Annotated in this window: 7 protein-coding genes, 1 tRNA gene and 1 pseudogene; 7 read left to right on the top strand and 2 right to left on the bottom strand. The window is 67.1% G+C overall.

Translation table 11 applies throughout. The features are described 5' to 3' along the window. The first annotated feature begins 49 nt into the window (after positions 1 to 49). The 7 genes from FNQ90_RS00610 to FNQ90_RS00580 all read left to right on the top strand — a co-directional run bounded on the left by FNQ90_RS00610 (position 50) and on the right by FNQ90_RS00580 (position 20,245). A tRNA-Thr gene (locus FNQ90_RS00610) sits at positions 50 to 123 on the top strand. 230 nt (positions 124 to 353) lie between these two features. Next, positions 354 to 992, top strand: coding sequence for a hypothetical protein (locus tag FNQ90_RS00605; RefSeq protein WP_182604439.1), 639 nt, complete (start codon positions 354 to 356; stop codon positions 990 to 992). A gap of 187 nt (positions 993 to 1,179) precedes the next feature. Beyond that, a complete protein-coding gene (locus tag FNQ90_RS00600; protein ID WP_323379707.1) occupies positions 1,180 to 2,367 on the top strand; it encodes a serine/threonine-protein kinase in 1,188 nt (395 codons plus the stop codon). 298 nt (positions 2,368 to 2,665) lie between these two features. Continuing rightward, entirely contained in the window at positions 2,666 to 5,713 is a 3,048-nt protein-coding gene (locus tag FNQ90_RS00595) for a DEAD/DEAH box helicase (RefSeq protein WP_323379706.1), read from the top strand. After that, positions 5,710 to 11,235, top strand: a complete 5,526-nt coding sequence (locus tag FNQ90_RS00590) for a hypothetical protein (protein ID WP_182604437.1) — start codon at positions 5,710 to 5,712, stop codon at positions 11,233 to 11,235. Before FNQ90_RS00595 ends, FNQ90_RS00590 begins: the two co-directional genes overlap by 4 nt. After that, entirely contained in the window at positions 11,232 to 17,939 is a 6,708-nt protein-coding gene (locus tag FNQ90_RS00585) for a DEAD/DEAH box helicase (RefSeq protein ID WP_182604436.1), read from the top strand. Before FNQ90_RS00590 ends, FNQ90_RS00585 begins: the two co-directional genes overlap by 4 nt. Then, a complete protein-coding gene (locus FNQ90_RS00580) occupies positions 17,936 to 20,245 on the top strand; it encodes a UvrD-helicase domain-containing protein (RefSeq protein ID WP_182604435.1) in 2,310 nt (769 codons plus the stop codon). Before FNQ90_RS00585 ends, FNQ90_RS00580 begins: the two co-directional genes overlap by 4 nt. A 173-nt stretch (positions 20,246 to 20,418) precedes the next feature. On the opposite strand, the gene FNQ90_RS00575 is transcribed toward FNQ90_RS00580, so the two are convergent. Together FNQ90_RS00575 and FNQ90_RS00570 are read right to left on the bottom strand one after the other, a co-directional pair. Then, positions 20,419 to 21,966 carry a tyrosine-type recombinase/integrase gene (locus FNQ90_RS00575; RefSeq protein ID WP_182604434.1) on the bottom strand — a complete coding sequence of 516 codons (1,548 nt, stop codon included), beginning with the start codon at positions 21,964 to 21,966 and terminating at the stop codon, positions 20,419 to 20,421. Further along, a pseudogene (locus FNQ90_RS00570) lies at positions 21,963 to 22,285 on the bottom strand (helix-turn-helix domain-containing protein); the annotation flags it as partial. The pseudogene FNQ90_RS00570 and the gene FNQ90_RS00575, both read right to left, overlap by 4 nt.

Below are 22,285 nucleotides of genomic sequence, written 5' to 3'. Positions count from 1 at the left end.
GGGTGTGCGCGGACCGGCCCCGGCGCTGTGTAGACTGGCTCCGGCACATGCCGCCTTAGCTCAGTCGGCCAGAGCGACGCACTCGTAATGCGTAGGTCAAGGGTTCGATTCCCTTAGGCGGCTCCGCCGAAGGCCAGGTCAGACACCCTCTGACCTGGCCTTTCTCGTTGATTCGCCCTGACGCCCAGTCGAATCCGCTCCGCTTCCCGGGCTCGACCGGGGCAGGGGTGGCCAAGGGGTGGCCATCAGCGCGACGCGCGTGCACAGGGGTGGCCGGGACGTGTTCCGCACGGTCGCCTTCCGGTCTCCGCGTTCTTGTATGACTCCGACAACCCGGGCCGTAGGTTGAAGCGGTGACCGATATCCGTGCCACGCCGGCCTTCAGGAGCCTCACGGCCCGGACCGACGCCGTGTTGCTGACCCGGGGCCTTCAGGTCGAGCCGACCGCCGTGCGGGGCGTGCTCGCCCAAGTGGTCACCGTGACCGCCGAACGGATCGGTCTGGACGAGGAGGAGGCTCTCCACCTCGTGTCCCCGGAGACCGTGGCGGACCTCATCGTTCGAGCCGCCGATGTACGGCTCGACGGAGCGGAGGACGTGCACGCCGTCCGCCCGGTCCGGGTCGACGCACGCACCGTCCCAGCCGACCTCGGCACGCTCGGTCGCCTCGTGATGGCCGCCGCCCAAGCAGGCAAGTACGCCGCCACCAACCACGACGGCCGGGCAGCCGCCCACCTGATGGACCTGGCCACCGAGCTCGGCGCGACCCTCACCGCCGACCCCGCCGGGAACGACGGCTCCATGGTCCCCGTCGGGGTTCTGGACGAACTCGCCGACCACCTGGACAGAACGATCGCCCGCATCGAGGAAGCCGAGTGGAGCATCTGCCCCTGCGGCGAGGACCACGATCAGACCGACGTGGACACCGGCGCCGCCCGCACCATGCGCCACGACGCCACCCTCGCCCGCGAGCTCCGCCGACTCGGCGATTGATACAGCAGCGCGGTCCATATTTCAGGCGGCGGACCGCTTTCTCCAGCGGGGTGCCGATCAGTAGGCTGTGGCGGTAATTCGTCGGTATCCATGTCTCTCGGCCCTCTTCTCTCACGGCGGGACGGGATGGGTGCGCCCCGCGAGGTGGTACCGGCGTTGTGGGAGTCAGGGGGTGGGGGTGAGCGACGTGACTGTGCCGTCGCGTATCGGTCCGTACCTTGTCGAGCGGCGGCTCGGCGCGGGCGGGATGGGGGAGGTCTATCTCGCCTACTCGGTTGCGGGTGAACCGGTCGCCGTGAAGGTGATCCGGCCCGACCGTACGGATCCGCACACGCGCGCCCGATTCGAACGCGAGGCGGCGATCGCGCGTACGATCTCGGGCACGGGCCGTGTGGCCCGTTTCATCGAGGCGGACCCGTTCGCCGAGCAGCCCTGGCTGGCCATGGACTACGTCCCCGGTCGCCCGCTCTCCGATGTCGTGAAGGACCAGGGCGCGCTGTCCGCGCCACTCGTGGCGAGCCTTGGCGCGCTGCTGGCCGAAGGACTGGCCGCCGTGCATTCAGCGGGCCTGGTACATCGTGACCTGAAGGCGCAGAACGTCGTTCTCGGGGACTTCGGCCCGGTGATCATCGACTTCGGCCTCGGTGCCTTCGTCGGGGCATCCAAGGGGTCGCTCACACAGGCCGGTGTGGTCATCGGCACAGTTCGCTGCATGCCTCCCGAGCAGGCCCTGGGTGAGCTGGGTGTGACGCAGGCTGCCGACGTGTACGGCCTGGGCACTGTACTTCTGTACGCGGCGACCAGGCACTACCCGTACGACGGCGTCCGGTGGGAGGCGGTTGCCGCGCAGGTGGTCAACCCCGAGATCAGCCCCGATCTGTCCGGGCTGCCCGATGAACTGGCCCCCATCGTGAGGGCCATGCTGGCGCACAAGACGGAGGACCGCCCCTCCTTGGAGGAGGTGACCCGGCAGTGTGCCGACCTCATGCGTCTACTGGGTACGAGTCCGGCTCGTGCACGGCGAGCCCTGATCCAGGAGACGACTGCGCAGGGCCACCCCACGATGGTGCAGCCCCAGCCTGATGGGCCGATGCTGGATCGGCTCGACTCGCTCGAGAGGCTGCTGCGCGAAGAGTCGGCCCTCCCCGGGGGGAATATTCCGGCCCAGCTTCCTGGTGGCGAATCCGGTCCGGACATTCCGGCCGAGAGCTCACCCCCGCCCGTACCCGTGTCTTCACAGCGACCCGAGCCCGGGAACGGCAGTCCGGCTGGGCCCGGGCCACAACGGGGTCGTCCCCCCGCTTCCCTGCGGGTCGCGGAGAAGTTGCGCGAGCGTTACGCGGCGGGGCCGACGCTCACCTGGCCGAAGCGCTGAACCGCGCTTTTCATCCTTTCGTCGGCAACGCCGGTCCGGAGGGCGGTACAAAGGGTGAGAAACGCCGCCCCCATCCCGTTGACGCCCGCCTCACCGGTCGGCCACTTTCGGACCCCGACCCGGCACACCGCACATCACGAACACCCAGTCCACAGAGGAGCACCACGTGACCACGGCGATGCAGCCGGAGTTACCTGAGGCGCGTGACGCCGATACGGCACAGTCGGCGTACTCGACCAATACCAGGCCGGCCTTCGCCCCCGGCGCTCAGGTCCGAATACGTCACGAGCAGTGGCTCGTGAAGTCCGTCGCGGAGTCCAGTGACGGGTTTTTGGTCGAGGTCAGTGGGGTTTCCTCATTCGTCCGTGGCACGGACGCGATCTTCTACTCCGGGCTCGACCAAATCGACGTACTCGACCCGCGCAAGACCCGGCTCGTGCCCGACCACACCTCCAAGCACGCCAAAGCCCGCCTCTACCTGGAGGCGGTCATCCGTAAGACCGCGCTGCCGCAGACCGAGCACGGCCTCGCGCTCGCCGACTCCTTCCTCATGGACCGGCAGGAGCATCAGCTGCGCCCCGCCGAGTTGGCGCTGTCGATGCGAAACCCACAGCCCCGGCTACTCATCGCCGACGTCGTCGGTTTGGGCAAGACGCTGGAGATCGGCATCACGCTCGCGGAGCTGATCCGGAGGGGACGTGGCGAGCGCATTCTCGTGGTCACGCCCGCCCACGTGCTGGAGCAGTTCCAGCGTGAGCTGTGGACCCGTTTCTCCCTGCCGCTGGTGCGACTCGACTCCACCGGTATCCAGCGCATCCAGCAGGAGATCCCGGCAGGTCGGAACCCGTTCGCCCACTTCAAGCGGGTCATCGTCTCCGTCGACACCCTCAAGTCGGCGACATACGCCCACCACCTGAAGAACATCACCTGGGACGCGGTGGTTATCGACGAGTCGCACAATGTCGTGAACAAGGGCACCCACAACAACCGCCTCGCCCGCCGCCTCGCCAAGCGGACCGATGCGCTGATCCTGGCCTCCGCCACTCCGCACAACGGTGACGCCGAGTCCTTCGCCGAGCTGATCCAGATGCTCGATCCGGCGGCGATCGCCGATCCCAAGAGCTACAAAGTTGCCGCTCTCGACCACCTCTACATCAGGCGCACCAAGACCGACCGAGAAGTGCGCGACGGTCTCAAGGGCAAGCCCTGGGCCGAACGCGGTGACTCACTGCCGGTGCCGGCTCCGGCGACGCCGAAGGAGGTCGCCGTTCTGGAGAAGCTGGGGAGTGAGTGGACCCCGGGCGACCCCGAGCGTTCGTCGGTCTGCGCCGATCCGCTGGTCGGCTACAACTTCCTGAAGGCATTCCTCTCCTCCCACGTCGCCCTGAGGGAATCCCTCGCCAAGCGCCGCGCATACCTGGACGACCCGAAGCGCCGTATGGCGAGGGGCAAGACCAAGGGCAAGGCCGCGGCGGACACTCCCGAGCGCCGTGCAGCTCTCGCGGCCGAGAGCAAGGCCCTCGCAGAACTGGAGGCACTGGTAGCGGACTTCACCGACCAGGACTCCGCCAAGCTCGATGCCCTCGTGCGCACCTTGAAGGATGACCTCGGCGTCGGCCCGCGCTCCGAGCGCCGCGTCGTGATCTTCTCCGAGCGGGTCGACACCCTGGATTGGCTGGCCCGGGTGGTCCCGTCCCGGCTCGGTTTCACGAAGAACCAGACGAAGGTCGACAAGACGCGCCCGTGGAAGATGTACGGCGGAGCCGTCGAGGTCATGCACGGGGACACCACCAACGACCAGCAGCAGCAGAAGATCGTCGACCGCTTCGGCCGACGTGATGAGCCGGTGCGGCTGCTGTTCACCGGCGACATCGCGTCCGAGGGCGTCAACCTGCACCACCAGTGCCACGATCTCATCCACTACGACCTTCCCTGGTCCCTCATCCGCATCGAGCAGCGGAACGGGCGTATCGACCGCTACGGGCAGGCGGTCAGCCCCGAGTTCCGGGCGCTCTCTCTCATCGCCGACGTGCCGTGGCGGCGTGACAAGGAGAGCGGCGAGATGCTCACGCTCGATGACCGGCTCGTCGGCACCCGCCTCCTGCGGCGCGAGGCCCAGGCGCACGAGATCGAGACCGGCGAGGGGAGCGCCGAGGCGGTAACCGGCCTCTACAACGACAAGAAGGAAGAGGACCGCCTCACCCGCGACCTCATCAAGGGCGGCACCGTCGAACGCTCCATCAAGCAGTCCCAGCAGGAGTCCGGTGGGGTACTCGCGGGACTCCTCGCCGGCGCCAACGCCAGGCTTGCCGACCCGGCGGCCACTCCTGCCATCCTCGGCACGGCCCCGGTGCCCGAGGCCGATGTGCCCCATGTCTTCGCCGACACCAAGGCGTACTTCCACGCCGCTATGGATCTGATCTACCCGCAGGCCGAACGCGAAGCGCTCAACTGGAGGCCCGAGACGGCCCATGGTCGTATCGAGTTCACCCCTCCCGCCGACCTGCAGTACCGATTTCGGGAGCTGCCGAAGTCGTACCTGGAGCAGGAGAAGATCCTCACCACATCCAAGTACGACGGCACGCTGCGCATCACATTCGACAAGCAGTACGCCGCCGATCGGCTGGAAGCCGCTCGCAACGCCAAGCAGGGCAAGTCCGAGCAGCCGACCTCCCAGTGGCCCAACGTCTCCTACGTGTCCGATATCCACCCCGTACTCGACTGGGTGACGGACAAGGTCCTCGCCAAGCTCCGTTACGACGAGGCGTTTGTCCTCGCCTACCGACCCGACCTCGACAAGGCCAAACGGATCGACGCCGCCCTGCCCGCAGCCCTCACCGGTCCGGTCTACCTCCTCCAAGGCGTCTATTCCAACGCGGCGGGCAAGCCGACGGTCGTGGAGTGGATGGCCGTCACCGGTCTCGCCGAGGCCGCTCCCCGGGTCTGGCGGATGGATTCGGCGTTCCTCACGGCCTGCGGAGTCGGACCCGACATGCCAGGCCGTGGGCGTCCCGTCGATCCCGTCCTTCTCCAGGATCTCGTTCCCGCAGCCGTCGACGTGGCTGAGACCCATATGCGAGAACGCCGCGCCGACTACGACGAGCAGGTTGATCGTTATCTGGCCCCCTACGAGGACCGGGTGCAGGTCTGGGAGCAGGGGGCCCTGATCGCCGTAGGCAACCAGCAGCACCGTCGTAAGGAGGTGTACGACACCGCTGCTCGCCGCCGCGACCTCGTACGCCGCCTACGTACCGATGGCGACCCGATGCTGCGGGTCCTCGGCGTCCTCGAACCTCTCCACACCTCCACCGCGTCCGCCGCGCACGATGAGGAGTCCGCACGATGAGCTACACCTACGACTCCTTCGCCAACCGCGGCGAGTACCTCTCCGCCCACTATTTCAGCGAGGAACTGCAGAACACCCTCAAGCGGACCAAGGTGGGTGAAGAGGGCCTGCTCGCGCTGTGGACGAGCCGCGAGACGGATCCATACGACCCACAGCCCACGCCACGCGAACTCCTGCCCCGGCTCCGTGGTGAGTACCAGACCACCACGCGTCCCTTTCTCGCCTCCCGCGCCACCGAGGAAGATCTCGGCAGCACCTACGACGATCCGACGGGCGAGTGGGCCGAGCGCATCACCACCTGGCACACCGCTGTCCTCAAAGCCCTCGGCTACGGTGACCGGCCCGAGGCGGTCACCGTGCACAACGCGGGCAGGGAGTACGAAGTTCACGTCGCCTGGCATGGAGACGGGGTCGTCGCCCTTGACTGTGGTTGGACCGCCACTCTGGACGACGCTCTCGACCCCGAAGGGGCCGGACGACTTCTCCACCCCCTCAAGACCGCTGACGGCCTCCTCGAAGTCGGCGAGAAGTTGGCGGACTGGCTCTTCCAAAGCGAACTGCACGAACCCGGCGGCGACGCCCCCCGCTTCATTCTGCTGCTCTGCGGTGGTGTGATCGTCCTGGCCGACCGCAACGCCTGGGCCGAGGGCCGCTACCTCGCCGCCGGCCTCGACGCGGCCCTCGCCCGAAACGACACGGCGAAGATGGGCGAACTCGCCCTCCTCGCCACCCTCTTCTCCCACGACATGCTCGCGCCTCGCCCGGACGGCAAGGGCCGACGCATCGACGACCTGATCAAGGCATCCCGAGACAACGCCGTCGGCGTCAACACCGAGCTCCGCAAGGGGCTCCAACGCTCGGTCGAGATCATCGCGAACGAGGTGCTGGCCCGCCTGCGAGAGGCGGAGGTCGAGCCGCGGGAGATCGAGGACCTCAAGAAGGGCCCGTTCGCCAAGCAGCTCACCCGCGAATCGCTGCGCTACCTCTACCGCATCCTCTTTCTCCTGTACGCCGAGGCACGCCCCGAGCTGGGCATCCTGCCCGCCGATGACTCCACCTACGAGGCCGGCTACTCGATCGCCCGACTGCGCGAACTGGTGGCGCGTGACCGGAAGCTGGTCGATGAGGACAGTCGGGGTGGCTTCCACCTCTTCGTCTCCCTCGATGTCCTCTTCAACAAGGTCAACCACGGTCACCGTCCGCATGGCACCGAAGCCGACGATCACAAGCCCGCCGACCAGCGCAGCGAACAGCGCGGCCTGCGCTTCGAGCCGCTACGCAGCGAGCTGTTCGATGCCAAAGCGATCACCCTCATCGGCACTCGTGTCCTGGATCCCCGCTGGGACGAGGACGGGGACGAGCCACCGCGGTGGCTGGACCTGCGGTTGCGCAACGAGGCCCTGCACCAGGTGCTACGCCTGCTCACCATGAAGGAGGCCGCCCAGAAGGGCCGGCAGGGCGGCTTCATCTCCTACCGCAACCTCGGCATCAACCAGCTCGGCGCTGTCTACGAAGGCCTGATGTCCTACACCGGCATCATCGCCGAGGAGGAACTGGCCGAGGTCGCCAAGCCCGGCGCGAAGAAGGGCGGCAAGCAGTACGGCGACCCGGAGAAGGGCTCCTGGCTCATCCCCGCTCACCGGCTGAACGACTACCCGGAGAACACGCACGTCGTGTACTCCGCCGAGGACGCCGAACAGTACGGCCTGCGCGGCCCCAAGAAGTACGCCCCGGGCACGTTCGTCTACCGCCTGGCCGGCCGTGACCGCGAGACATCCGCCTCGTACTACACCCCGGAGTCCCTCACCAAGGTCACCGTCGAGCTGGCGCTCAAACACCGCCTCGACCAGGAGAAGGACGCCGACGGCAACACGGTCCGGACACGCGCGAGCGAGCTGCTGCGATACACGATCTGCGAGCCGGCCCTGGGTTCGGGGGCGTTCCTCAACGAGGCGATCAATCAGGTCGCCGAGGAGTACCTCAAGCGCCGCCAAGAGGAGCTGGGCGTTAGCCTCGATACATCGAAGACGCTCGACGCCAAGCAGAAGGTGAAGGCGTACATTGCCCTCCACAACGCGTACGGCATCGATCTGAACGCGACGGGTGTGGAGCTTGCCGAGGTGTCCTTGTGGCTCAACACCATGCACCCGGGTATGCGTGCCCCTTGGTTCGGCCTCCACCTGCGACGCGGAAACTCCCTCATCGGCGCACGACGCTGGGTCTACGAGGCGGAGCGCATCAAGAAGGAACGGACCATCGGCGCACATACGCCGACCAAGCTGCCGTTCCGAGCGCCCGAGGGCGGCGCGAAGCAGCCACTCCCGGATGGGGCAGTACATCAGTTCCTCCTACCCGCCCCTGGCTGGGGCGCGGTTGCGGGAGCGAGCGGAGACGCGAAGAAACTCGTCGAGCAGCTCGCCGGGCCACAGGTGGAGCAGCTGAAGACCTGGAAGAAGTGCATCAAGGCCAAGCCAAAGACGACGGGTGGCAAGAGCAGCCAGCTCGCCCGCCTGCAGGCTGCGGCCAGCCGGGTCGAGTTCCTCTGGAAGCTCGTTGCCAAGCGCATGGAACTGAGCGAACGGGAGATCGCCCGCACCATCGAAGTGTGGGGGACCGACCACGAGGAGGACGTGGCCGAGTACGTCTTCCTCCGCCGCGACAAGCAGAACCCCGACCGGAGCCTGCCGTTGACCAAGGAGCAGGTCTTCAAGGACCTCTTCGAGGCGGAGGGGGCGCCGTACTGGCGGCTCAAGCAGGTCATGGACGCGTGGTGTGCGCTGTGGTTCTGGCCGTTGGACAAGGTGGGACTGCTGGACGGCACAGACGTGGAGTACGACACGGCTCCGGTGGTGACGGTCGAGGCAGGGGCCGACCTGGATTCGCTGCTGTCGTCGGTAGCGGGCGAGCAGCAGCCTGCACCCGAGCCAACACCCGAGCCAACACCCGTAGCTCAGTTCGTCGAGAACGGCCTGTTGTTCGCCATGGACGGCGACCAGATGTTCTTGGGTGAGGGCGGGGACGACGACGGACTCGTGGAGAAGAAGCAGGTCAAGAAGGCGCGTACCTCCTCCACGCCTAAGAAGACCGGCGGGCTGGTGCGCCGCCGGGACGTCATCCCGCTCGCGGAGCTGGACGACTGGATCGCCTTCCTGGAGTCCATGCTCGGTACCGCCCCTGTGCCGGAGAACACCCTTGCCACAACAGTTGACTCCCTCGAGGAGCTGAAGGCTCTCGAAGACCTGATCCAAGCCGAGATGGGCATGGACGAAGCCCGGAAAGCGGTCGAGACGCGGTATCCGTGGATGCGCCTAGTCCGCGACATCGCCGAGAAGCAGGGCTTCCTGCACTGGGAGTTGGACTTCGCGGGCGTCTTCACCGGTGAGGTGGGGGGCTTCGACCTTCAGGTGGGCAACCCACCGTGGGTGCGGCCGGAATGGAAGGAGGATCCGGTCCTCGCGGAGTACGAGCCGTGGTTCATGCTCACGGAGAAGCCAAAGGCAGAGGACAAGAACCGTCGACGTGATGCCGAGCTCGCGCAAGAGGAGGTACGGGAGTATCTGCGTGGAGAGACAACGAATACGGTGACGATGGCGAGTTACCTCTCAGCATCGCCCGTCTATCCGTTGATCTCGGGAAGCCAGCCTGATCTGTACCGTGCGTTCATGTGTGAGGTGTGGGACCACGCTGCACGCGGTGGGACGGCTGGGATGGTGCATCCTGGCACCCACTTCGCGGGCGACAAAGAGGCGGTGCTGCGTGAAGCCGCGTACCGGCGACTAATAGTGCATGGTGACTTCGTCAATGCGGGCAACCGCTTCTTCCCGCCGCCGGTGGGGCGGTCCAGCCACTTCGGTGTGCACATCTACGGGGCTAGAGGAGATATCTCATTCGACTCGCTGTCGTGGCTCTTCACCGTCGACTCGCTTCGATTTTCTGTCACCGCCGAAGATGTTGGTGTCGATCCCGGTGTTAAGTACAACGGAGACTGGGACGAACGCCCTCACCCCAAGCGAGTGGTCCGAGTTACACCCGACACCCTCAGACGGTGGCGCCGACTGGCAGGCGATGACGTTCCGCTGGAGCACACGCGTCTACTCACGCCAGTGAGTACGGCGGAGGACCCAGCGATTGACGCGCTTGGCACGTATGCCTTGCGACTTGGCGCGCTGGGTCCTGACATCTCGCCTGGGTACCACGAAAGCGGCGCCAAGAAGGCGAAATTCGGTCCGGAGAAGAACCAGCGACTTATCGAGTACAACACCGGAATTGATGGCCAGGAGGACTACTACGCGAGGGTGTGGAGTGACGTCATCCTTAAGGGGTCGCAGATCGGCGTTGCCAACCCGATGTTTAAGCAGCCCAGTCAGGGGGGTGGTGAGACGCGCGGCCTCGATCCGAGAGTGCTCGCGGACGACGCAGTTCCGGAGTCGGAGTACCGGCGTGTGGCTCCCCGTGACGTGTTCCTGAAGGAGCAGGATAGGTGGCCCGATTGGGAGAGATGTAAAGCGCTCCTTGCGTCAGAGGAGGAGCGTGCGCGGGCCCGGTTCAGGATCGCAGAGATGCGTAAGATAGAGCTGAAGGAGGTCACGGATGGGCAGATCGAGAAGTTCCTGATTTCGAAGGTCGGCACGCCATATAGTGAGCGTTTTCGTTGGGCGTGGCGAAACCAGATTGCTCCCGATACTGAACGTGCCTTGTATGCTGCCTTGTTGCCTCGCCACGTGACTCATGTAGGGGGAGTCCGTAGTGCCTTCGTCTCATCAGTGCGGCATTCTGTACTGGTTGGGGGGTTCTGGTCAGGACTGCCGATTGATTATTTCTTGCGGACGCTTGCGTGGACACACTTGCACGAAAACCAGGCGAAGCTGCTACCTGCCCCCCAGGACGACCATCCCCTGGCCTCCGCCCTCCTCCTCCGCACACTCCGCCTGAACGCCCTGACCAACGCCTATGCCGACCTCTGGGAGCAGCTCTACGACCCCAAGTGGAGCAGTTATGAGTCGTGGGCTATCGAATGGCCCCACCTCGCGACCGAATTGCATGACGTCACTCCTACCTGGCAGCGCGACACCTCCCTCCGTACTGAGTACGCCCGTCGTGCCGCCTTGGTCGAGATCGACGCTCTTGTCGCCGTATGGCTCGGCATCGACGCGGACACGCTCCTCGCCATGTACCGGGCTCGTTTCCCGATCATGCAGGACTTCGACCGGGTTACCTGGTTCGACGCCAATGAGCGGAAGATTGCCGGGGACCGCTACACGTACGGATTCGACCAGACCAAGGAGCACTGGACCCAGTTCGAGACCTACCTGGCCGCCGTCGGAGCCCCCAAGAAGAATGGAGTTCTTCCGGCCCCGGCCGACGCCGACGCGCTCACCCCCAATGGCTATACCGCCCCCTTCTACAAGGCCAACCGTGAGCGTGAGATGCGGGAGGCCCACGCCTACTTCAAGAAGCGCCTGGACGAGGCTGCGGCGAAGGGGCTGTGGGATCCGGTGAAGATGGAGGTCCCGAACCAGTGAGGCCGACCCTCGAAGCACAGGGGCTCAAGGAGAGCCTGCTCCAGTACCTGTCCACGACGTACGGCCTCGCGGACGAGGGCGCTCGTAAAGCGCTGCACGCCTTCCTTGGGGACGAGACCACGGGAATGTTCCGCGGCCCGTACCTGCGGCTGCGTACGCCGTTCACGCCGGCCGAGGACGGATGGCAGCAGCACCTGGACTGGGTGCGCACCGACGGCTGGACGCCGTACGCGCACCAGGCCCGTGCCTTCGCCCGACTCACCTCGAAGGATGGGCACTACCCACAGCCGACCCTCGTGACAACGGGTACGGGGTCCGGCAAGACGGAATCGTTTCTCTACCCCATTCTCGATCACTGCGCCCGCGAGCGCCCGGCCGGGAACACCGGGGTCAAGGCGATCATTCTCTACCCGATGAACGCTCTGGCCTCCGACCAGGCGGTCCGCCTCAACAAATTGCTCACCGAATACGAGGAGCTGAGCGGCGTACGCGCCGGCCTCTACATCGGGGACAAGGCGGCGACGCACTACGACCGGGTCTACACCCGCCACCAGGACATGCAGCTCTCCCCACCGGACATTCTGATCACCAACTACAAGATGCTCGATCTGCTTCTACAGCGTGCTGCCGACACGCCGCTGTGGGACGGCAGCGACATCCGCTATGTGGTTGTCGACGAGTTTCACACCTACGACGGTGCTCAGGGCACAGACGTGGCCATGCTGCTGCGGCGCCTGGCCATCGCTGTCGGTGCCAGCCAACCCGATAGTCCGCTCGGCGCGATCACCCCCATCGCGACCTCCGCAACCCTCGCGTCCGGCACCGGGGAGGACGGGGTACGGCAACTGCTCTCCGTGGCCACCAATGTCTTCGGTGTCGAGTTCACCGAGGATGCCATCGTGGGGGAGGACCGACTGACAGTCGACGAGTTCATGCTCGACGAATCGATCTTGGACGCGAAGTTTCTTCCCGGCCAGGCCGCGCCTCCCGAGACGTTGACCGCTCTGCCGGAGCCGGCATCCGGCCCCGAAGCGCTCGCGGACCTGGCCGAGGCGGTCACCGGGAGCCGCACCATCGATCCGATAGCCCTTGGTGCCGCACTCAAGCGCAACCGGCTCACATACGCGGTCCTGAACGCATTCGACGGCACCGTGCGCACCTACGACGAGGTGTTGGACGTGATGCGCCGCAGCGGGGCGAAGAGCTGGGATGAGGCGATCACGACGCGGCCGCAGGTCGCCGTCCTGGCCCTCGCCCGTTTCGTGGCCCTGCTGTCCGTGGCACGTGATCCGGAGGCGCCGACCGGGAGCAACCGGCCCTTCGTGCAGGTCGAGGTGCATCAGTGGGCGCGGTCCGTCACGCGGATGCTGCGTGGTGTGTTGCCCTGGCCGAGGGCCGAGTTCGCCTGGGACATGGCCGGAGGGGGAAGTCAGCGGCGTGCGACACCCAACACGACCACCTCGCGCGACACCAAGGTCTTCCTGCCCGCGGTGTACTGCCGCGAGTGCGGGCGGTCCGGCTGGTCGGTCCTCGCCCCTGAGTCGGACCTGGAGGAGCTGAGCTTCGACGCCCACAAGATCCGTCGGGCCACGGTGACCGCCGACAAGGCCAAGGTGCGCACTTTGGTGGCGGCCACGGACAACGAGGCCCGTGAGGGCAACGGCCGTACCGCCATGGACCGGGCGGCGCAGAAGTCACTGACCACCGGCGGTGTCGGCGTGCTCATGGTGCTCGACGGCACGTCCAGTCGCCTGCACCTGCCCGATCCCCGGGCCGACTACGACGATGAGGGTGATCCGCAGCCGGCCGGCCCCGATTCGGCTTTCGTCCTGGTCCAGCTCGGCGACACCGCCGAGCGGGCCGCCAAGGATGACTGGTGCCCGGCCTGCGGGACGCACAACGCGATCCGCTTCCTGGGTACGGGTGCTGCCGCGCTCGCCGCCGCGTCCGTCACCCAGCTGTTCACCGGCGGGGAGATGGACAAGGAGCAGCGTGAGACGAAGACGTTGATGTTCAACGACTCGGTGCAGGATGCCGCGCACCGGGCCGGTTTCGTCGCCTCCCGGTCGTACACGTTCTCCCTGCGGGCCCTGTTCGCCAAACACCTGAGCGAGCAGCGACCGAGCGCGCTCAACGACCTCGTCGCCGATGTCGTCGCGGCCACCACCGACCGCGAGACCCTCGCCGCCGTCGTCCCACCGGATCTGCACGATGACACGGGCGTGGCGCGTCTGCTGTCGGGCAAGGGCCGCGGCGGGGACAGGAGAACCTGGGACCTGATCGGGGAACGGTTCGCCTTTGAGGCCGTGATGGAGTTCGGCCACCGTTCCCGCAACGGCCGTACCTTGGAGCTGACCCGCACCGCCGCCGCGTGGGTGGGCATTCCGGACGAGCGGGCAGCCGTGGCGATCGTACGTGCTGTCCATGAGGAGTCCACTCACCGCGGGCGGGCACTCACCGAGCACGAGGACGCCCGCTATCTGGCCTTTCTGCGCGGTCTGTTGGACCGGCTGCGCAGAAAAGGGGCGGTCGGACACCGATGGTTGGAGAAATTTCTGGACGAAGCCGGCACCAGCCGTTACTTCATCTGGGGTGGCCGTCCGCGCGGCATGAAGGCATTTCCCAAGGGGGTCTCCGCCCCGACCTTCCTCCTCGCCCGACCCAAGCAGAGCAGCGAGTTCGACTTCGCAGCCGGGCGGCTGTCCTGGTACCAGACCTGGGCCCAGCGCTGTCTCGACATGACCCGTGAACAGGCCGATGAGCTCTGGGTGCGGCTGCTGCCGCGACTCACCGACGCCGGACTGCTCGCGGCGCGTACCCCGCGCGATACGGCGGTCCGCCTCTACGGTCTCCAACCAGGTGCCGTGTGTCTGCAGTTGTTGCCCGATGCCCGGGTCAACGAATCGTATGTGCGCTGCCCGAAGTGTTTTTGGGAGCAGACCGTTCACCCTTCGCTGCTGGCCCAGTATCACGGGCAGCCCTGCCTGGCGTACCGCTGCGCGAATGGACGGCTCGTCGCGGGTGACCGGTGGCTGGAGACCGTGGACCGGCATGATCGGGACCGCGACTACCGCGACGACTACTACCGCAGTCTTTACCGGCGCGCCGGCACCTACCAGGTCATCACGGCTGAGCACACGGGACTGCTCTCCCGTGGCAAGCGCGAGCGCGTCGAGGAGGCGTTCCGCGACGGCAAGGGCTTCAACGATCCCAACGTGCTGTCCTGCACGCCCACTCTGGAGATGGGTATCGACATCGGCGACCTGTCCGCCGTCGTCCTCGGCGCCCTGCCGCGCCGGCCTGCCAACTATGTCCAGCAGGCGGGCCGGGCCGGCCGCCGTACCGGTAACGCCTTTCTGCTGACCATCCCCGACCGCACTCGCCGTGACCTGTACTTCCTCGACCGGCCACGAGACATGATCGACGGACGAATCGTGCCGCCGGGCTCGTATCTCTCGGCCATCGAGATCCTGCGCCGCCAGTACACCGCGCACCTCCTCGACCTCGCGGCGCGTGGCCGGCTGCTGCGAGAGGATGGCAAGCCGCTGGCGGCACTGCCGCGCCGGGTCGATGAGCTGTTCGGCCCCTCCGGTTACCTCACCGACTTCACCGAGGCTGCTCTCGCCCACGGCGAGGAACTCGCCTCGGGCTTCCTCGCGCTTTTTCCGACCGGCGTGAGTGAGACGGCCCGGAAAGAACTGAGGCGGTACGCGGTCCGGGGCATCCGCAGCGCGATCGAGAAGGCCGAGCGGGAGTGGGAGCACGAGAACCAGAAGCTGCGTACCCGCATCCGCACGATCCGCTCGGCGATCGACGAGCTCAAGGAAGGAGACGACGAACAGGCCGGAACGAAGGCGGAGTTGGAGGCGGAACTGGGTGCCGTCTCGAAGCAGGGCGCCGCGCGTCAGCGCCGGCCCGCTCAGGCTGTGTTGTGCGACCTCGGCCTGCTGCCCAACTATGCCCTCATCGATGCCGTGACCACTCTCGATGCCACCGTGTTCTGGCCCGAGGGCACCACGCCCGAGGGACGGGACCGCTACAAGTCGAAATCGTTCTCCTACGGGCGACCGCGCGGCTTCGCCCTTTCCGAGCTCGCCCCCGGCAACACCTTCTACGCCGAGGGCTACAAGCACCGGATCACCGGCATCGACATCGTCACCGGCCGGGACCACGACTGGCGCCACTGGCGCTTCTGCCCCTCATGCGGCTACGTCCGGACCGAGAACGCCGAGAACGACATCACGCCGTGCCCGCGCTGCGGAGAGGCGGGCATCGCCGACTCCGGCAGTCTGTGGCAGATCGTGCAGCCCAGCGTCGTCACGGCCCGAGACAAGCGCGAAGACGCCAGGATCGGCGACGAGAGTGATGACCGGGAGCGTCGCTTCTACACCGTCGTCGATATGGTCGACATCGACCCCAAGGACTTCGCCGCCGGCAAGTCCTGGCGACACACCAAGGAGATCTTTGGCGTCGACTACACCCGGCGGGCCGTCATTCGTCGCGTCAACACCGGACCGCTCAGCATCGGAGCCCAGGAGAACGACCAGCTCGCCGGGCGCCCCGTGCGTATCGCGCCGTTCCACGTGTGTACCGCTTGCGGAGCTGCGAGCGCAGACGGACGCCCGGTCTTCGACGACGACCGCGATGCCGTGGACAACTCCGCCAACCGGCAGCGCGAACTCAAGCACCACACCCCCTGGTGTCCGTTGCGACGCGGCAGGAAGGGCGTGCCGCAGGAAGCCGTCCTGCTGGCCCACGAGCTGGAGACCGAGGCCCTGCGCATCCTGCTGCCCGCCGCGACCGTTCTCGTCGAGGAGAAGGTGCATTCCTTCCAGGCAGCCCTACGGCTGGGCGTGGACGACGCCTTCGGGGGCGACCCACAGCACCTCGACACCACCCTCGCCACCATGCCGGACCGCGACACCGCTGAGAAGCGTCACTTCCTCGTGCTGTACGACCGTCTCCCGCACGGCACCGGTTACCTCGATCGACTCACCGACCCGGCGGCCTTCCGGCAGGTGCTCGAAGGCGCACGTCGGCTCTTGGTGGAGTGCCCCTGCAACGGAGAGGGCGGGCCGGCTTGCCACCGCTGCCTGTACCGCTACGCCGACGAACAGCAGATCGAGCGCGTCTCCCGTCAGGCCGCTCTGGAGATCTTTGACGAACTCCTCGGCACCGACACCGACGCATGGGTCACCAAGCCGGTCGGCAACACCGACCAGATCGGACTCGACGGACAGGTCGAGTCCGACCTCGAGGCGCGCTTTCTCAGGGCCCTGCGCGGGTGGGTCGGACAGCGTGGTGACGCCGTCCTGGAGGAGAGCGGCGACAACAGCGCCTACCTGCGTCTCGACGAGTTCGGCACCGTGCACGGGTGGCGTTTGACCCCCCAGCGCAACGAGGGTTTCACCCGTACCGACTTCACCTTCGAACGCACCGACGGCCCCAAGCAGAAGATCATCGTCTACCTCGACGGGCATCGCTACCACGCCACTCGCCGTCACAATCGGCTCGCCGGCGATGCCGACAAGCGCAACCGACTCCGCGCGGAAGGCCGGACAGTATTCCAGCTCACCTGGGACGACCTCGCCGCCTTTGAGCGGCAGACGGACACGGCGGAATCCGCAGCGGGGCGGGACGCGGCCGAACCGGTATGGCCGCCCTATCTCCGCAGCGCCCAGGACGTCGCCAAGCGGCTCTATGCCGAGCACCGCGGCGACGACCTCGCGGACACCGCCTTCACCGACCCGATGACCATGCTCCTCGCGTATCTGCGCAGCCCCGACAAAGCGGCCTGGGGGAAGCGGGCCTCGGCTGTCATCGGCGGGCTCCTCATGACCGACAGGGAAATCCTCGTCGGCAACGGCACCCTCGATCAGACCCGCCACGCACTCGATCACCTCCTCGACGCCTGGGGCCGCACCGATGGTCTCGACCCGGCTCCCGTCCAGGGCACGGGCACGCTCAACCTCTTCCAGACCTGCGACCGATCCGGCCTGCCCGTCGCCATCCTCGTGGATGCCGCCACCGGCCGCTGGTCCGCTCTGGCCTGCCTCGACGACACCACACCTGACCAACTCGGCACACCCGAACACAAGGCACGCTGGCGCTCCTGGCTCCAGTGGTCCAACATCCTGCAGTTCCTTGCCCACGACAGCGGCGACGGCATTCAACTGACCACCTCCACCGCGGGCCGCTTCGACACCGCCATGCTCAAGGTCTTCGGCGGCATCGGAGAACTCGAATCCCTCGTCGTGCGGTACGGCACCAACACCCTCTCTCATCAACTCGCGCCCTCGCCGGCGTCCCGGGACACGCCTTTGGAAGCGGCGGTGCGGGATCTGCTGTGGGACCGGGAGGTCCTCGAATACCTCGACGAGGACGAACCCGACGCCCCTCTCACCCGCCTCGCCCACGCCTTGGCCGACAGCGGCAAAAAGGCCCCTGCCTATGGCTATGAACTGGGCGAACGCGGGTGGCTCGCCGACTTCGTCTGGGACCACGGCGACCTCCGGATCGCCGTCATGGCCGAGCAGCACGATCAGGAGGACGACGAGAGCGACAAGACCTGGAGGGCCTACCGCGACGCCGGCTTCACGATCCGATCGGCCGAGGACTGGCTCGCCGAGCTCGACACCCTCCTTGTCGCCCTCCCCGACGCCGACGCCCGTCCCGACTCGGAAGAACAGAGTGCCGCACGATGACCGCACGCCTCAGCCTCTACCAGAAGGCCGAAAACGAGCTCTACAAGATGGACTCGTCGGTCAAGACGAAGTTCTACGACTTCTGCCACCAGTTCCGTCTCAACCCCGATCACCCCAGCCTCGACCTCAAGCCACTCAAGGGCGATGGCCGGATCCACCGTGCCAAGATCGATCGTTCCTACCGGGCGCTCCTCGCCCGGGCGGGGAGCGGCGCCGACGGCGTGCAGCAATGGCTGATCGTCGCGGTGCGCCACCGCAAGGACGTGTACGAAGAGCTCAGCGTCGCCATCAACCGGATCACCGGTGAAATCGAGTTCGTCGACCTTGGCGTGGTCGGCCAGAGCGTGCTCCAACGGGCGGGGCTCCAGCTCACTCCCTCCCCGGACGAGCAGGACGCACCGGTGGCGCCCACCCCCGCGCCCGCCGAGAACGAGCAGCCGGCCGTTACCACCGAACCACTCCTCCTCGGTTGCGACGCCGAGGACCTACGTCGCCTCGGCGTCGCAGACGCCCTCATCGACCTTGCCCTCACCGTCACCGCCGAAGAAGAACTCGACCAACTCATCGCCGGCGCACCGCGCCTGACCGCCGAGGTCCTCACCGGGCTCGGCTCCGGCATGACCGTCGACGAGGTCGAACGCGAAATCACCCAGCCCGCTTCCACCGAGCTCGAACCGGGCTTCGAGAACGACATGAGCGCGGCTCTCACCCGGACCGCGGTCACCACGGTCGACGACGACATCCGCAACGTCCTGGCCGAGGGCGACTTCCGCGCGTGGAAGGTCTACCTCCATCCCACCCAACGCAAGATCGTCGAACGCAACTACAGCAAGCCCGCCCGGGTCAGCGGCGGACCCGGCACCGGCAAGACCATCATTGCCCTGCACCGCGTCGCCCGCCTCGCGGCCGCCCTGCCCCCCGGCCACGGCAAGCCGATCCTGCTGACCACCTATACCAAGAACCTCACCGCTGACCTGCGTTCCCGGCTCACCTCACTCGTCGACCCGGCACTGCTGAGCCGCATCGACATCAAGCACATCGACCAGCTCGCCCAAGGGGTCCTCACCGAGAACACCGCCCCCGGCGCGCAGCGCAGCCTGATCAGCGACGACCGGGCCCTGGACATCCTGCGCGAGGTTCTCTTCGAACACGACGAACAGCGCTGGGACGCCGAGTTCCTCTTCGACGAATGGGAACAGATCGTCCTCGGCCAATCCCTGGCCACCCGCCAGGACTACTTCAAGGTCCGTCGCGCCGGTATGGGCCGCGCCCTCAACCGGCCCGAACGCGCGGCCATCTGGAAGCTGCTCGACCAGTTCACCCTGCGCCTCAACGGACTGGGTCGCGAGACCTGGGCCCAAGCCGCCGAACGCGCGGCCCGCTACGAGATGGAGCGCGCCCGCAAGATCCGGACCCGGGCCGAACACAAGGAGGCCATCGGCGGCGGGGACCTGATCCATTTCGACGACAACAGCTCCGCCATGCGCTACCTCCGTCACCGGTACCGGCACATCGTGGTCGACGAGGCCCAGGACCTCAGCCCGGCCCACTGGAAGATGCTGCGCGCCATGGTCGCGCCCGGCCCGAATGACCTGTTCATCGCTGGCGACACCCACCAGCGGATCTACGACCGGCAGGTCACCCTCTCCACCGTCGGTATCAACATCCGTGGCCGTTCCTCAAAACTGACCTTGAGCTACCGCACCACCCGGGAGATCCTCCACCAGGCAGCCAAGATCGTCCACGGGGCCACGTACGACGACCTTGACGACGGCACCGACACCCTCGACGGTTACCACTCGCTGCTGCACGGCCCATCCCCCCAATACGTCGCCTGCGCCGACTGGACCGACGAGATCACCCGGCTCGCCGAGGCGCTCAAGCAGTGGCGCGCGGAGATCACCCGGCCAACCGAGGACGGCACCGTGCGCGACCCCAACGGTGCCATGGCCGTCTGCGTCGCCGACGGAGACATGGCCGGCCGGGTCGCTGCCGACCTGGAGACAAAACACGGCATCACCACAGCGACCCTCACCAAGGACGGACCACAGGGCGGCGGTGAGGTTCACATCGGAACGATGCACCGTTTCAAGGGGCTCGAGTACCAGAAGATCGCGATCGTCGGGGTGTGCGACGGCATCCTCCCGCGCAACGCCCTCATCGAGAAGTACAAGACGACCGACCCCAAGCGGTACGAACGCGAACTCAAGAAGAGCCGCAACCAGCTCTTCGTCGCCATCACCCGAGCTCGCGACGCTTTGCGCATCTCCTGGCACGGCAGGCCAAGCCCGTTCCTACCGGTGTAGACCCGAACGGATGCTGCGCCGCTGCGACGTGCAGCCACCCAACCCCCTCATCACCCTGGCGGAGATCTGTCTCTCTCGCGGGGGAGAGCAGACCTCGGAGGGGCACGACGGCCAGGGGACACGAGCCATCCCGGTCTCGCTCGTCCCCGGGCTTTCCCTGCCGGGGTTGAGCATCAGCCGGTCGACTGATCGGGGACCGCCCGAAGGTGGCGCTGTCCGCGGGCCCGGGGGACGAGCTGGACGACGGCTTCGGCGGCTTCGCGGGCGAGGTCGTCGAGGACGGCCTGGTAGATGTCGCGGGTGATACGGGTGTCGCTGTGACCGAGGGTTTCGGAGACGACCTTCACGTCCACGCCGGCCGCGAGCATCAGCGTCGCGGCGCCGTGGCGCAGGTCGTGGAGGCGGATGGGCGGCAGCCCGGCCTCCGCCACGAGACGCTCGAAGAGGTCGGTGACCTTGCCGGGATGGAGCAGGGTGCCGTTCTCCTCGGTGAAGATGCGGCCGGTCTCCACCCACGCGTCACCCCACTCGGCGCGCTCCCGCTCCTGCTGCTCGCAGTGCGCCTTGAGGTCCTCGTTGGTTTCCTTGTCGAGCGCGATGACGCGGATGCCGCTGTTGGTCTTGGGGGCTCCCTCGATGACTTCCCAGCCGTCTTGGACCAGCTGCGTCGCCACGGCCAGTGAGGAGCCGGCGTAGTCGTGGTCCACCCAGCGAGGGCCGCAGCCCTCGCCACGACGGAGCCCACGGAAGGCGATGAGCCGCCACATCACCCTCAACCGGTGGCTCTCGGTGTGATCGAGGAAGCGCCCGGTCTGTTCCGGTGTCCAGACCATGACCGGAGAGGGCTTCTCCCCGGTCGCCTCCCAGCGGGCGATGCGCTCGTCGGTCCAGATCAACGCCTTGGGTTTGGCGCCGGGCAGCAGCTCGACGTGCTCGGCCGGGTTGAAGTTCGGCATGCGCTGCTGGGCGATCGCGACGTTCAGCGCGGCGCGCAGGGTGGCCTTGATGTGAGGTTGTGTGTTGAGGCCGGTGGGGCGGCGGAAGGGCGGCATCCGGTCGATGGCCGCCTTGAGGTGCTGCCGGCGGAGGCGGTTCTCCGCGCCCTTGAACGGGATCGACTTCAGCTCGTCGACGGCCGCCCGACGCTGGGCGTTCTGTTCCGTGATCTCGATGTTCGCTTCGTTGATCGCCTCGAACATCCTGCTGATGTGGGCGACCCGGAGTTTGTCGAGCCGCAGGTGGCCCAGATGGGGCTTCAAGTGGACCCGTATGTCGACCTCATACCGCTTGACCCCGTTGGGACGCAGGCGCTTCTTCCCGGCCAGCCACTCCTTGAGCCACTCCTCGACGGTGGTCTTGGGGTCGAGTGGTTCTCCGACCCTGAAGCGCCGCCGGGTTTCGTCGTAGTCCGGAAGCGGCTCATTGGCCGCGGCGCACTCCTCCAGGAGATCGCTGATGGCCAGCTGACCGGTCCGATCGTCCTTCTCCGGTATCGCCATGAGAGCGCGGACCTTGTTCAGCACGTCGGTGGCCTGGGCCGCGGTCGCGAAGCCACTGCGGCGGAACCGCCGACGGGTCCCGTCCTGTCGGGGCTCCAGCTCCTGGAGAACGCTCCAGGCGCCGTGCCGCCGGTTGGACAGCTTGGGGCAGCCCGTCCCGTACGCGGTGCCGGTCGCGGGGTTGCGGCAGGAACACCGCCTACTGGTGGAACCCTTTTTCACGCATCGTCCTCGGAGTCGTTGACCATGTCATCGACGAACGCGAGCTCGTCCGGGAGCGCCGGAGGCACCAGGCCGCGCTCGCGCATTCGCTGCCGGTACTCCCGCAGCTCCCGGCAGTCGTCGAAGGCCAGTTGTTCGTAGGTGGTCGCGGTTTTCAGCAGTGCGGCACGGCGGGCCGGGTCCAGCGTCGTGGTCGCTTTCCGCCGTCGTTCCTTGGCGAGTTCGGTGGAGGCGATGGCGGTCGCGACGGCGTCGCTGTGCGCGCGGAACGTGTCCAGGAGGTGCCGGGGGCTGTTCTCGGGGGCGGGTGCCCGTAGGG

This window comes from Streptomyces alkaliphilus, assembly GCF_014141535.1.
GTDB lineage: Bacteria > Actinomycetota > Actinomycetes > Streptomycetales > Streptomycetaceae > Streptomyces > Streptomyces alkaliphilus.
This window is presented reverse-complemented; position numbering and strand designations above follow the sequence as displayed.

What these genes read in the sequence shown, in the direction of transcription:
- FNQ90_RS00580 (WP_182604435.1), top strand. Translation starts at nt 17,936, where the DNA reads ATGACCGCACGCCTCAGCCTCTACCAGAAGGCCGAAAACGAGCTCTAC.
- FNQ90_RS00590 (WP_182604437.1), top strand. Translation starts at nt 5,710, where the DNA reads ATGAGCTACACCTACGACTCCTTCGCCAACCGCGGCGAGTACCTCTCC.